Source organism: Bradyrhizobium sp. HKCCYLRH3073, from assembly GCF_051167995.1.
Classification (GTDB): domain Bacteria; phylum Pseudomonadota; class Alphaproteobacteria; order Rhizobiales; family Xanthobacteraceae; genus Bradyrhizobium.
Map to the genome: position 1 here is coordinate 61,246 of NZ_JBNPUD010000020.1, position 13,203 is coordinate 74,448.

The window sequence follows — 13,203 nt, forward strand, 5'->3', positions numbered from 1 at the left end:
CCACGCAGAGTTGTCCACAGGAAGCCGCGGAAGCGCTCACGGAAGATTGACCAGTTCGTCAAAGCAGGGATTAACCCCGAATGATGAACTAACAAGAACTAATAGCGTTGCATTTGCCGCAATCGCTTGATAGCTCGACTACACATGCTATTTAGGACCACCATTGCCAAAAGGAGAATCAAGTGGCGAAGACAGCTAAGAAGGCAGCTACCAAGAAGTTGGCGCGGAAACCCTACACGCCCGCCGACATCAAGCTGCTGAAGCAGCACTCGAAGTCCAAGACCCCGGTTGCCAAGATCGCCAAGGCGATGAAGCGGACCGAAGGCTCGCTCCGCCAGAAGGCTCTGGCGCTCGGCATCGGCCTGGGTCACCAGCGGTAAATTGCTCGGCGCCGCTGTCGCGCGAGCGTCGGCAGGGCAAGCCCATGACGGACTGCCCATAACAGGCTGACCACGACAGCCAGCACATGGCGGCGCGCTCACCTGTCATCTGATCTCAGTTGCGATCCAATCTCAGCTAACTTGCGATCTCAGCTGCGATCAGATGCCGGGACATCCGAACCACAGCCCCGATGGGGGCCGTCGAATAGCTGAGTGATCCAGCTACGCCGATCAAGCTACATCGTCGCGCCGAGCACCCAGGGTGCGAACTCGGCCCCGCCGAAATCGAAGCTCTCGCTCTTGGTCGGCTGCCCCGAGGCGGTCTTCAGCATCAGTTCGAAGATGCGCTGGCCGCAGTCCTGCACCGTCTCCTCGCCGTCGAGGATGGTGCCGCAATTGACGTCCATGTCGTCTTCCATCCGCTTGTACATCGGCGTGTTGGTCGCAAGCTTGATGGACGGCGCCGGCTTGCAGCCGAACACGCTGCCGCGGCCGGTGGTGAAGCAGACGAGATTGGCGCCGCCGGCCACCTGCCCCGTCGCCGCGACCGGGTCGTAGCCGGGCGTGTCCATGAACACGAAGCCCTTCTTGGTGACGGCTTCCGCATAATGCAGCACATCGACCAGATTGGTGCTGCCGGCCTTGGCCATCGCGCCGAGCGACTTCTCGAGAATCGTCGTCAGGCCGCCGGCCTTGTTGCCCGGGCTGGGATTGGCGTTCATCTCCGCACCCTCGCGCGCCGTATACTCCTCCCACCAGCGCATCAGGGAAACGAGCTTCTCGCCGACGTCGCGGCTGACCGCGCGGCGCGTCAGCAGATGCTCGGCACCATAGGTCTCCGGTGTCTCCGACAGGATTACTGTGCCACCATGTCGCACGAGCAGATCGCTTGCCGCACCGAGCGCCGGATTGGCCGAGATGCCGGAATAGCCGTCGGATCCACCACATTGAAGGGCGACTGTCAGTTCGCTGGCCGGAACCGTCTCGCGCTTGACCCTGTTGGCGTCGGCGAGCGCTTCCTTCACGAAGCCGATGCCGGCCTCGACGGTCTTGCGGGTGCCGCCGACCTCCTGGATGTCCATGGCGCGCAGGCGGCCGGCGAGCTTCTGCTCCTCCATCAATCCGCCGATCTGATTGGCCTCGCAGCCAAGGCCGAGCACGATCACAGCGGAGAAATTCGCGTGCCGCGCGTAGCCACCCAGGGTTCGCCGCAACAGCTTCAGCGGTTCGTCCAGCGTCATGCCGCAGCCGGTCTTGTGCGTCAGCGCCACCACGCCGTCGACGTTGGGGTAGTCGGCGAGCGGATCGTCGCCAGTGAACGGATTGCGCTTGAACACATCGGCGACCAGGCCCGCGACATGGGCGCTGCAGTTCACCGAGGTCAGAATGCCGATGTAGTTGCGGGTCGCAACCCGGCCATCGGGCCGGCGAATGCCCTCGAACGTCGCCGGAAGATCGAAATTCGGTGTCGGCTTCACGTCGACCCCATGGGCGTAGTCCTTGGCGAAATCGCCCATGCCGCAGTTCTGTGTATGAACATGCTGGCCTGGCGCGATCGGCGCGGTGGCGAAGCCGATGATCTGGCCGTAGCGGCGGATCGGCTCGCCCTGCGCGATCGGACGCACCGCGACCTTGTGACCGGCCGGAATCCGGTCGGTCGTCGTGACCCCCTCGGCGATCGACAGCCCCGGAGGCAGGCTGGCGCGCGCAATCAGGACGCTGTCCTCGGGATGCAGACGAATGACGGGGGGCGGAGCCATGGCTGTCTCTCTCGTATCAGGACGTCGATCGCGAACAAACATGCGAATGGCGAGCGGCGCATAGCGAAAGGAAACGGATCCTTCTTCGCTACGCCCTCCTCGCCATTCGCCTTTCTCGTTACGCCTTGCCGCCGGAGTCCTTGCGGGTCTGCGCGACCTGCTGGCGGGCATAGACCTGCATCAGGCCGACCTCGTTCGACAAGGTCACGAGCTTGAAGCCCATGTTGATGGCGCGGACCGCACCCTCGGCGCCGCTGCAATGAATGCCGGGATTGAGCCCGCGTTTGCCGCATTCCTTCACGATCTTCTCATAGATCTTGAGGATCTCCGGCTCGTCGCGATCGAGCTTCGGCACCAGACCATAGGAAAAGCCGAGATCGGAGGGCCCGATATAGACGCCGTCGATGCCTTCGACATCGAGGATGGCCTCCATGTTCTCGACCGCGGTCCTGGTCTCCATCATCGGCAGCAGCACGATCTCGTCGTTGGCCGTCTTCTGATACTCGCCCGCACTGCCATACATGCCCGAACGAATCGGACCGTTGGAGCGCACGCCCTTCGGCGGATATTTTGAGTAGGAAACGAGGTTGCGGGCTTCCTGCGCTGTGTTGACCATCGGGCAGATGACGCCATAGGCGCCGCCATCGAGCACCTTGCCGATGATGCCGGGCTCGTTCCACGGCACGCGCACCATCGGCGTGACCGGATGGCCATGCATCGCCTGGAAGCATTGGACCATCGACAGATAGTCCTGCACCCCGTGCTGCATGTCCACGGTGACGCTGTCGAAGCCGCACTGAGCCACGACCTCCGCGGAAAACCCCGAGGGGATCGCGAGCCAGGCATTCACCACCGCCTTGCCTTCGGCCCAGAGCTGCTTGACCTTATTGTTCGCCACGACTGCGTTTCCTTCCCTTGTTGTTCAACCGTTCTGTCTCGTTCAAATTCGTTCTCGCCGATGGCGCAACGCAATGCAATCCCGCTCAATCTGCGCGTGGATCGCTCGCGCCACCGGCGATCACACTGATATCACGATGTCGCCCGCTGAATGCTCGCTTCGCTGACACCCACGTCGCGCGCCGTGTTCACTATTGCCGCCCAGGTGTCGTCGGGCAATGGCACGCCATTGGCCGTACGCTCGGCCCGCATCTTGCGCTCGGGGTCGCCCGGCACCAGCACCTGATCGACGCCGGAGACCGGCTTGGTCGCCCGGATGAAATCCGTATAGCGGGTGATCTCACCGTCGAAGAAGCTCGCCGGATCGACCACCTTCGGGTCGATGTAGATCGCGAGCATGCCGTTGGCGAAGCGCCGGTTTGCCGACGTCGCCCCGGTGCCGGTCAAGGCGCCGCCGAGCAGCTCACAGATAAAGGCGAGCCCGGAGCCCTTGTGCTCGCCGAAAGCGCGGATCGCTCCCGTCCCCTTGGTGTGGTCGCGCGTCCCCTCGGTCTCATAGGGTCCATAGAGCACCGCCGGATCCTCGCTGAGCGTCCCGTCGGCATCGATCAAAGCGCCCTTGGGCAGCTTCTTGCCGCCGCGGCTCGCCACCAGGACCTTGCCCTCGGCCACGATCGAGGTCGCGAAATCGAGCACGATGGGATCCTGCCCCTGGCGCGGGATGCCGACACAATAGGGCGCGGTCGAGAACCGCTTCTCGACGCCGCCATAGGGCGCCACCAGCAGGGAGCCCGCGGCAGTGACGAAATGAATGGACACGAGTCCTTCGGCGGCGGCCATTTCTGCCCAGTCGCCGACGCGGCCGAGATGGCCGGAATTGCGCAGCGCCAGCGCAGCCAGGCCGCTCTTCTTGCAGCGCTCGATGCCGATCCTCACGGCCTGCGGCGTCACCGTCTGGCCGTAGCCGAACTTGCCGTCCACGACCACCAGCGACGGCGTGTCGACCACGATGTCCGCCGTCTGGTTGGGCACGATCGATCCCATCTTCTTCCAGCGGATATAGACGGGCACCCGGATCACACCGTGACTGTCATGCCCGGTGAGATTTGCCGTCGTGAGATAAGTGGCGATCCGCCGCGCCTCCTCAGCAGAGGACTCGGCATGTTCGAAGACGTCGGCGACGAAATCGATGAGGCGGGCAACCTTGATTGTGACCATGACAACTCGCGGGTTCGATCAGCATGCGGACAGAGTTAGCATGGAATGCCATGCCTGCGACGCACGCCATCTCCGCTCGACTGCATCGCTTCTTATCAAAACGCCGAACGGCCTGCCAAGTACGAGACCCCTTCCGTTGCGCCTCGTCCGCGGCATATCAGCCGTCACCGCTGTCGTCGGGGGCGAGATCGCCGCCGATGCTCAGCTCGAGCTCGCCAAGCATCTTGTGCAATGCGGCAAGCTTGCGTGTACCGTACCGGCTGGCAATCGATGCGTAGATCGCCTCCGAGCTCGGCGCGACCTGCGCGATCAGCTTCATGCCCTTGGTCGAAATCGACAGCACGCCCCTGCGCATGTCGCGGCTATCGACTTCGCGCTGAATCAAGCCACGCGCCTCGAGATCGCGCAGGATGCGGGACAGGCTGGGCCCGAGCAGGAACGCGACCCGCGCCAGCTCGGTCACCTCGATCACGTCGACCGCCGCCAGCGCGCGCAGGATGCGCCATTGCTGCTCGGTCAGGCCGTGCTGCCGCAGATTGGGACGAAACTGCCGCATCACGGCCTCGCGCGCCCGCAACAAGGCCATCGGCAACGACTGCGAGAAGTCGCGCATCGGCACCTTGCGGGCGTCCTTCGCCGCCGGCCTCGCGACCTTCGCCCTGGTCTCGCTCACATCAATCTCCTGGGGGTCATCCCAAATATTTGCACTGCAGCAAACGTCCTTTCGGTTTGCCGGCAGAAACTTAACATGTTAATCATCTGCGGCCACCTCTTTTCTGAGCGACAACCATGCCTCTTTCGAGCGACCAGATACATAGCTGCGCGTTACGCCTGGATCAGGCTGAAAAGAGCCGCCACCAGATCAGGCAGTTGTCGCAGGAGTTTCCCGATATCACCATCGCAGATGCCTATGCCATCCAGGAGGCCTGGATCGGCATCAAGGTGGCCGCGGGCCGCGTCATCAAGGGGCACAAGATCGGGTTGACGTCGAAGGCGATGCAGAGCGCGCTGAACATCGATGAGCCGGATTCGGGCGTGCTGCTCGACGACATGTTCTTTGCCGATGGCGGGCTGGTGCCGTCCGACCGCTTCATCGCGACGCGGATCGAGGCGGAACTTGCCTTCGTCATGAAGCACCGTCTGTCGGGGCCGGACTGCACGGTGTTCGACGTGCTCAACGCGACCGATTTCGTGGTACCGGCACTGGAAATCCTGGATACGCGGATCGAGCGGGTGGATCCCGCGACCAAGGCGACCCGCAAGATCTTCGATACGATCGCCGACAACGCGGCAAATGCCGGAATCGTGCTCGGCGGCCTGCCGCTGCGGCCGCTCGATACCGACCTGCGCTGGATCGGCGCACTCTGTTATAAGAACGGCCAACTGGAAGAGACCGGCTTGGCCGCCGGCGTGCTGAACAACCCGGCGACGGCCGTTGCCTGGCTCGCCAACAAGATCGCAGCGCGCGGGCTTGCCCTCGAACCAGGCCAGGTCGTTCTGGCCGGCTCCTTCATCCGGCCGATCGAGGCCCGCAAGGGCGACACCATCCAGGCCGACTACGGCCCGTATGGAACGGTGAGCTGTTACTTCACCTGACGCCTGCACCGGAGCGACCGCATCATGCCGCATTTCAGCATCGAATACTCCGCCAATCTCGACGCCTTTGTCGTGATGGCCAACGTCTGCGAGGTGGTCCGTAAGGCCGCCAGTGAGACCAGGATCTTTCCGATCGGCGGCATCCGCGTGCGCGCGATCCGCTGCGAGCATTACGCGATCGCCGACGGCAAGCCCGATGCCGCCTTCCTCGCCATGCTGCTGCGGCTCGGCGAAGGCCGCGACCTCCCGGCACGGCAGAAGGCCGGCGAATACGTCTTCAAGGCGCTCTCGGATTACCTCGATCCCGTCTTCGCCAGCAGCAAGTTCGCGCTGTCCTTCGACATGCAGATCAACGACGCCGCGACCAGCTGGAAACGCAACAACATCCACGACGCCCTGAAAGCGAAGGCATCCCATGGATAAGGCCAATCCCAAAACCGACATTTACAAGTCCAACCTCGACCGCGCGGCTCCCCTGCTCGCGAAGCTGAAGCACGAGGGCATCGGCCATTTCATCGACGGCAAGGTGGTGCCGGCCATCTCGGGCGCAACGTTCGAGACCAAGTCTCCGATCGACAACACCGTGCTCGCGACCGTCGCACGCGGCAATGCCGAGGACATCGACCGCGCGGCGACATCGGCCGCACTTGCCTTCAAATCCTGGCGCGACATGGCGCCGGCGATGCGTCGCAAGCTGCTGCATCGCGTGGCCGATGCGATCGAGGATCATGCCGACGACATCGCGGTGCTCGAATGTATCGATACCGGGCAGGCCTATCGCTTCATGGCCAAGGCCGCGATCCGCGCCGCGGAAAACTTCCGCTTCTTCGCCGACAAATGCACCGAGGCCCGCGACGGCCAGAGCACGCCGAGCGACGAGCACTGGAACATTTCGACCCGGGTGCCGATCGGCCCGGTCGGCGTGATCACGCCCTGGAACATGCCGTTCATGCTGTCGACCTGGAAGATCGCCCCCGCACTCGCGGCCGGCTGCACGGTCGTGCACAAGCCGGCGGAATGGTCGCCGATCACGGCGCAATGGCTCGCCAAGCTCGCCAAGGACGCCGGCATTCCCGACGGCGTGCTCAACACGGTGCATGGCTTTGGCGAAGAGGCCGGCAAGGCGCTGACCGAGCATCCCGCGATCAAGGCGATCGGCTTCGTCGGCGAGAGCTCGACGGGGTCTGCGATCATGGCGCAGGGAGCACCGACCTTGAAGCGGGTGCATTTCGAGCTCGGCGGCAAGAACCCGGTGATCGTGTTCGACGATGCCGATCTCGACCGCGCGCTCGACGCCGTCGTGTTCATGATCTACTCGCTCAACGGCGAGCGCTGCACGTCGTCCAGCCGCCTGCTGGTGCAGCGGAGCATCGCCGAGACTTTTACGGCCAAGCTCGCCGCGCGCGTGCGTGCGCTGAAAGTGGGTCATCCGCTCGATCCCGCCACCGAGATCGGACCGCTGATCCATGAGCGGCATCTCGCGAAGGTCTGCTCCTATGTCGACGTTGCGCGCGAGGACGGTGCGATCATCGCCGTCGGCGGCAAGCGGTTCGACGGCCCGGGCGGCGGCCATTACGTCGAGCCGACGCTGGTGACCGGCGCGCGCCAGACCATGCGCGTGGCGCAGGAAGAAGTGTTCGGGCCGTTCCTCATCGTGATCCCGTTCCGCGACGAGGCCGACGCGATCGCGATCGCCAACGACGTGCAATATGGCCTCACCGGCTATGTCTGGACCGGCGACATGGGCCGCGCGCTGCGCGTCGCCGACACGCTGGAGGCCGGCATGATCTGGCTGAACTCGGAGAACGTCCGCCACCTGCCGACGCCGTTCGGCGGCATGAAGGCGTCGGGCATCGGCCGCGACGGCGGCGACTATTCGTTCGACTTCTACATGGAGACCAAGCACGTCTCGCTCGCGCGCGGCACCCACAAGATCCAGCGGCTCGGCGTGTAAGGAGAGATGCCCATGACCTCCCCTCGCCTCGCGACCTACTCCGTCAACGGCTCTGTCCGCTATGGACTTGTCACTGACAAAGGTCTTGTCGATCTCTCGGCGCGCTTCGCCAAGGACTATCCGACCTTACGCGAAGTCATCGCGGCGGGCGCCCTGCCGCGGCTGATCGAGACCGCCGCCGGCCTCTCGCCCGATCACGGCCTCGATGCCATCACCTGGCTGCCGCCCATCCCCTCGCCCGAGAAGATCATCTGCATCGGCGTCAACTATCCCGATCGCAACGCCGAATACAAGGATGGCCAGGACGCGCCGAAATATCCGTCGATGTTCATGCGCACGCCGCGCTCCTTCGTCGGCCACGAGACGCCGCTGGTGCGCCCGCGCGCCTCGCCGCAACTGGACTACGAAGGCGAGCTCGTGCTGATCATCGGCAAGGCGGGCCGTCACATTCCCGAGGCCCAGGCGCTGGATCACATCGCCGCGTTGACGCTGTGCAACGAGGGCACCATCCGCGACTGGGTGCGGCATGCCAAGTTCAACGTCACCCAGGGCAAGAACTTCGACTCCACCGGCAGCCTCGGGCCCTGGATCGTGCGCTACACCGACGAAAGCCAGATTGCCGACATCCGGCTGACGACGCGCGTCAATGGCGAATTGCGCCAGGACGATCGCACGTCGCGGCTGATGTTCGGCTTCCGCTACCTCATCAACTACATCTCGACCTTCACCACGCTCATGCCCGGTGACGTGATCGTGACGGGGACGCCGACCGGCGCCGGTGCACGGTTCGACCCGCCGCGCTATCTGAAGCCCGGCGACGTCATCGAGATCGAAGCCGAGGGCGTCGGTACCTTGCGCAATGGCGTCGTCGACGAAGCTCTATAAAATCAGCAACGGAATGTCAGCATGACCACCATGACCGGCGGCGAAGCCATCGTCAGCGGGCTCGTCGCCCACGGCGTCGACACCGTGTTCGGCCTGCCCGGCGCGCAGGTCTATGGCCTGTTCGATGCCTTCCACCAGGCGCAGCTCAAGGTCGTCGGCGCCCGCCACGAACAGGCCTGCGGCTACATGGCGTTCGGCTATGCCCGCGCCAGCGGCAGGCCCGGCGTGTTCAGCGTGGTGCCGGGTCCCGGCGTGCTCAACGCGGGCGCGGCACTGCTCACCGCCTTCGGCTGCAACGAGCCGGTGCTGTGCCTGACGGGCCAGGTGCCGACGGATTATCTCGGACGCGGCCGCGGCCATCTGCACGAGATGCCCGACCAGCTCGCCACCTTGCGCACCTTCGTCAAATGGGCGGAGCGGATCGAATATCCTGATAGCGCGCCGACGCTGGTCGCGCGCGCGTTCCAGGAAATGCTGTCGGGGCGACGCGGTCCCACGGCCCTCGAGATGCCGTGGGACGTGTTCACGCAGAAGGCCGAGACGGCCGCTGCCAAGCCGCTGCCGCAGTTCGCGCCGCCGCAGCCCGATCCCGACCGCATCGCCAAGGCCGCCGGACTGATTACCTCTGCGAAAACGCCGATGATCTTCGTCGGCGCCGGCGCGATCGAGGCCCGCGAGGAGATCCTCGAGCTGGCCGAGATGATCGACGCGCCGGTCGTGGCGTTCCGGTCCGGACGCGGCATCGTCTCCAACGCGCATGAGCTCGGGCTCACCATGGCCGCCGCCTACAAGCTCTGGCCGACCATCGACCTGATGATCGGAATCGGCACCCGCATGGAGCTGCCGACCACGTTCCGCTGGCCGTTCAAGCCCGATGGTTTGAAGTCGATCCGCATCGACATCGACCCCGCCGAAATGCGGCGCCTGGTCGTCGATGCCGGCATCGTCGCCGATGCCAAGGCCGGGACGGCCGCGCTCTCGGCGGCCGTCGGCAAGGCGGGCTACCGCAAGACCTCCGGCCGCCGCGCGACCATTCGCGAGGCCAGCGCCGCGACCTTGCAGGAGATCCAGAAGGTGCAGCCGCAGATGGCCTATCTGAACGTGCTGCGCGAGGTGCTGCCGCCGGACGCCATCGTCACCGACGAATTATCGCAGGTCGGCTTCGCCTCCTGGTACGGCTTTCCGGTGTACGAGCCGCGCACCTTCATCACCTCGGGCTATCAGGGCACGCTCGGCGCGGGCTTCCCGACCGCGCTCGGCGCCAAGGTCGCGCATCCCGACAGACCGGTGGTGGCGATCACAGGCGACGGCGGCTTCATGTTCGCGGTGCAGGAGCTGGCGACGGCCGTGCAGTACAACATCGGCGTGGTCACGCTGGTGTTCAACAACAACTCGTATGGCAATGTCCGGCGCGACCAGCGCGAGCGCTTCGATGGCCGCGTCGTGGCCTCCGACCTCGTCAACCCGGATTTCGTCAAGCTCGCGGAGTCCTTCGGCGTGGCCGCGAGCCGCGTCACGGCGCCGGATCAGTTCAAATCAGCGCTGCAGAAGGCGCTCGCGCATGGCGGGCCCTATTTGATCGACGTCGAAGTGCCCCGGGATTCCGAGGTCTCGCCCTGGGCTTTCATTCATCCGGCAAAACCATAGGCCGATCGCGGTGGACGACTGGGCGGTTGCAGGGTCAGGCAGATGCCTGCCGTCCCTGCAACGCTGCCGCGGCCATCACCAGCAGGCCGGCGCCGGCCACGAACCAGCAGGCGACCGGTGCCCATTGCACCAGGGGCGCGTAGTCGGGCAGCTTCTGCAGGCCGCCGGCGACGGCGGCGATCCGCGCGAAGGTTGCCAGCGCCAGCGCCGAGAACACGAGCCCGGTCACCTTGCCCTCGGCGCCGGTCGTCCCGATCGCGAGCGCCGCGGAAATGGCGCTCATCATCATGCAGCCCCAGGCGGCCCCGGCGATGAACTGCGCCACGATCAGCACGGTCAGTGCGCCCGCGAGCTCGGCGATCACGATCGCGAGCGCGCCGAGTAGACCGGCGATTCCCATCACCATGAGCCCGCCGCGATGCTTGACGACCACGCTGGCCGGGAACAGCACAAGGTTGAAGCCGATCCAGAACACCGGCATCAGCCAGGACAAGTCCTCCGGCCTGGCGAAGCGGAGATAGAAAGCCGAGCTGTTGATGCTGAAATGCAGCTGGTAGCCGAGCGCAAGGATTACCATGGCGCCGATGAACAGCAGCGGCAATCCCCGCAACGGCTTGGGCTCAGGCTTGGCCACTGCTTGCGCTGCCGGACCGCTATCCTGCGGAATGCGCGAGAGACCGAGCGCCGTCAGCAGCAGCACAGCCGATGAGATGACGAACGGCAGGCGCGGATCGTAGTCGCGCAGGATCACGCCGAGATAGGGCGACACGGCGCCGGCCACGCCGTAGCCGAGCATGACCAGCGCTGCCAGGAACGGAATGGCCGGCCGGGCCGCATGACGCCCGAGCAGCGTCAAGGGCGGCGCGCGCAACACTGACGAGGTCAGCGCCCAGATCGCGATCAGTCCGATAAAGACCGCAGGACCCGCCGACGCTGCCGCGAAAGGCAGCGCCACGAACGCGGCGCAGGATATCGCAGTCAGCAGGCCGATGAAGAGACCGAATCGCGAGGCGATGGGCCCGAGCCGATCCGCGGCGATTCCCATGGCCGTGTCCGACAGCGTGAAGATCGCCTGGTCCAGCATCAGGATCAGAACGACGGCCGAGGGCGCGATGCCGGCCTGGGCCGCAAGCTTGGGCAGATAGATCACATAGGTCGTCCACAGCAGCGTGAACACCAGCTGCAGCAGCGCAAGGTGGAGTCCGAGCCGCGTCGCCGCCGGCGCCCGCTCGTCCGCAAGTTCGACAGTGCTCATGGCCCCTCTCCCGGAGGGCAGCATAGAGCGGGTGGCGGCCGATGCAAAATGACGAAGAGCACACAGCGGCTGGACTACTGCGCGCGGCGGAACGTCAGGTTGATGCGCCGGCGCCCGAGCCGAGCATGCTCGCCGCCGGCGAGCGGCCCGACGCCGTGAAAGGCGAGGCGCGCCGGGCCGCCCCAGACGACGACGTCGCCATGGGCCAGCCGATAGCGTTGCGTCTTGTCGGAGCGCTTGAGGCCGCCGAACAGGAACGTCGCCGGCAGCCCCAGCGACACCGAGACGATCGGCGCGCCGATGTCGCGCTCGTCGCGGTCCTGATGCAGCGACATCTTGGCGCCGGGCTCGTAGCAATTGATCAGGCAGGCATCGGGCGCGAAGGCGGCAAAGCCTGCCTCATTCGCCGCCTGCTCGGCGAGTTGTCGCAACAGCGGCGGCATCGCCGGCCATGGCCGACCGGTGTCCGGATCACATGCATCATAGCGATAGCCGCTGCGGTCCGTCACCCAGCCGACCGACCCGCAATTCGTCATCGCCACCGACATCTGGTGGCCGCCGGGCGTGATCATCCGGCGGAACGGCGCCTGCGCGGTGATCGCCTCGATCGCGGCCAGAAGTTCCGTCTCATGCGGCTGCGCAAAACCACGCAGCAGCACCGCGCCGGGCGCGAGCGGCTCGCGCGCCGGTCCGGCGATCTCAAATCCATCGAACAGATCCGTCATTTGCTACTTCGCATCGTGAAAGATCACCCCGAGCGTATGCCGCCGACCGGAACGCAGCCGGCTCACGCCATGGCGCATGTTGACGCGGTAGCTGCCGCGGGTGCCCTGGACCGGGCGATTGCGGACCGCGAACACCACGGCGTCGCCCTGCCGGAGCGGCACCACCTCGGCGCGCGACTGCATGCGCGGCCGCTGTTCGGTCAGCACGAACTCGCCGCCGTCGAAATCACGCCCCGGCTCGGATAGGAGAATCGCAACCTGCAGCGGAAACACATGCTCGCCATAGAGATCCTGGTGCAGGCAGTTGTAGTCGCCGTCGACATATTGCAGCAAGAGCGGCGTCGGCCTGACCTGGCCGGCCTGATGACAGCGCGCCAGGAAGTCGTCGTGCTCGGCGGGATAGCGGACGTCGATCCCCATGGTCGCATTCCACCGGTTGGCGATCGCGACGAGATGGGAATAGATCCGCGGCCGCAACTCCGCGATCGGATCCGGCAGCGGATAGCTGAAATATTTGTACTCGCCGCGCCCGAACCCATGCCGCGCCATCACCACGCGGCTGCGGAAATGCCGGTCGTCCGGATAGAGAGAGGCCAGCATGCGGCAGGTGTCGGGCGACACGAGTTGCTTTAACACCGCGGAGCCGCTGACGTCGAGGTCGCGGTCAACCATCGCCCAATCGATCGCATCGACGCCAGTCGCGGCGATGGAATTGAGGTCGGGCACTGCGTGCTCAAGTCTGGCCATGCAATTCATCCCAGCTGTCATTCCGGGGCGGCGCGAAGCGACGAGCCCGGAATCCATACTCACGATCGTGGTTATGGATTCCGCGCCTGCGCGCAAGGGCGCGCATCCCGGAATGACGAGGATGCGACAGAATGATGAG

Annotated in this window: 13 protein-coding genes; 6 read left to right on the forward strand and 7 right to left on the reverse strand. The window is 65.3% G+C overall.

Annotation, left to right across the window (positions count from 1 at the left end):
- Positions 1–182: 182 nt before the first annotated feature.
- On the forward strand, positions 183–380 hold the full coding sequence (locus ACQR1X_RS30205; RefSeq protein WP_008964013.1) for a hypothetical protein: 198 nt from the start codon (positions 183–185) through the stop codon (positions 378–380).
- A gap of 236 nt (positions 381–616) precedes the next feature.
- On the opposite strand, the gene ACQR1X_RS30210 is transcribed toward ACQR1X_RS30205, so the two are convergent.
- The 4 genes from ACQR1X_RS30210 to hpaR form a co-directional block, all read right to left on the reverse strand.
- Entirely contained in the window at positions 617–2,140 is a 1,524-nt protein-coding gene (locus ACQR1X_RS30210; protein ID WP_434895274.1) for a UxaA family hydrolase, read from the reverse strand.
- Between the two features lie 118 nt (positions 2,141–2,258).
- The gene (locus tag ACQR1X_RS30215) at positions 2,259–3,038 is read right to left on the reverse strand and encodes an HpcH/HpaI aldolase family protein (RefSeq protein ID WP_316183352.1); all 780 of its coding nucleotides are present in this window, start codon (positions 3,036–3,038) and stop codon (positions 2,259–2,261) included.
- A 131-nt stretch (positions 3,039–3,169) separates the two neighbouring features.
- Positions 3,170–4,255: a malate/lactate/ureidoglycolate dehydrogenase gene (locus tag ACQR1X_RS30220; protein WP_316183351.1), complete on the reverse strand. Its 1,086-nt coding sequence runs from the start codon at positions 4,253–4,255 to the stop codon at positions 3,170–3,172.
- A 157-nt stretch (positions 4,256–4,412) separates the two neighbouring features.
- Complete coding sequence (hpaR, locus tag ACQR1X_RS30225; RefSeq protein ID WP_434900199.1) at positions 4,413–4,868, reverse strand: homoprotocatechuate degradation operon regulator HpaR; 456 nt, start codon at positions 4,866–4,868, stop codon at positions 4,413–4,415.
- A gap of 176 nt (positions 4,869–5,044) precedes the next feature.
- Here hpaR and hpaH point away from each other — a divergent pair, with 176 nt between their 5' ends.
- From hpaH to ACQR1X_RS30250, 5 genes are read left to right on the forward strand one after another with little or no spacing between them, the layout of a single operon-like run.
- Positions 5,045–5,851: a 2-oxo-hept-4-ene-1,7-dioate hydratase gene (gene hpaH, locus ACQR1X_RS30230; RefSeq protein WP_434900190.1), complete on the forward strand. Its 807-nt coding sequence runs from the start codon at positions 5,045–5,047 to the stop codon at positions 5,849–5,851.
- Between the two features lie 24 nt (positions 5,852–5,875).
- Positions 5,876–6,274, forward strand: coding sequence for a 5-carboxymethyl-2-hydroxymuconate Delta-isomerase (locus tag ACQR1X_RS30235; RefSeq protein ID WP_434900191.1), 399 nt, complete (start codon positions 5,876–5,878; stop codon positions 6,272–6,274).
- The gene (gene hpaE, locus ACQR1X_RS30240) at positions 6,267–7,805 is read left to right on the forward strand and encodes a 5-carboxymethyl-2-hydroxymuconate semialdehyde dehydrogenase (protein WP_434900192.1); all 1,539 of its coding nucleotides are present in this window, start codon (positions 6,267–6,269) and stop codon (positions 7,803–7,805) included. Before ACQR1X_RS30235 ends, hpaE begins: the two co-directional genes overlap by 8 nt.
- A gap of 12 nt (positions 7,806–7,817) precedes the next feature.
- Positions 7,818–8,690: a fumarylacetoacetate hydrolase family protein gene (locus tag ACQR1X_RS30245; RefSeq protein WP_434900193.1), complete on the forward strand. Its 873-nt coding sequence runs from the start codon at positions 7,818–7,820 to the stop codon at positions 8,688–8,690.
- A gap of 21 nt (positions 8,691–8,711) precedes the next feature.
- Positions 8,712–10,337 carry a thiamine pyrophosphate-dependent enzyme gene (locus ACQR1X_RS30250; RefSeq protein WP_316183349.1) on the forward strand — a complete coding sequence of 542 codons (1,626 nt, stop codon included), beginning with the start codon at positions 8,712–8,714 and terminating at the stop codon, positions 10,335–10,337.
- A gap of 34 nt (positions 10,338–10,371) precedes the next feature.
- Here the strand turns inward: ACQR1X_RS30250 and ACQR1X_RS30255 are convergent, their stop codons facing one another.
- The 3 genes from ACQR1X_RS30255 to ACQR1X_RS30265 all read right to left on the reverse strand — a co-directional run bounded on the left by ACQR1X_RS30255 (position 10,372) and on the right by ACQR1X_RS30265 (position 13,064).
- Complete coding sequence (locus tag ACQR1X_RS30255; protein WP_316183348.1) at positions 10,372–11,592, reverse strand: MFS transporter; 1,221 nt, start codon at positions 11,590–11,592, stop codon at positions 10,372–10,374.
- 74 nt (positions 11,593–11,666) lie between these two features.
- Positions 11,667–12,317, reverse strand: a complete 651-nt coding sequence (alkB, locus tag ACQR1X_RS30260; protein ID WP_316183347.1) for a DNA oxidative demethylase AlkB — start codon at positions 12,315–12,317, stop codon at positions 11,667–11,669.
- A gap of 3 nt (positions 12,318–12,320) precedes the next feature.
- Complete coding sequence (locus ACQR1X_RS30265) at positions 12,321–13,064, reverse strand: 2OG-Fe(II) oxygenase (protein ID WP_316183346.1); 744 nt, start codon at positions 13,062–13,064, stop codon at positions 12,321–12,323.
- Between the last annotated feature and the right edge of the window lie 139 nt (positions 13,065–13,203).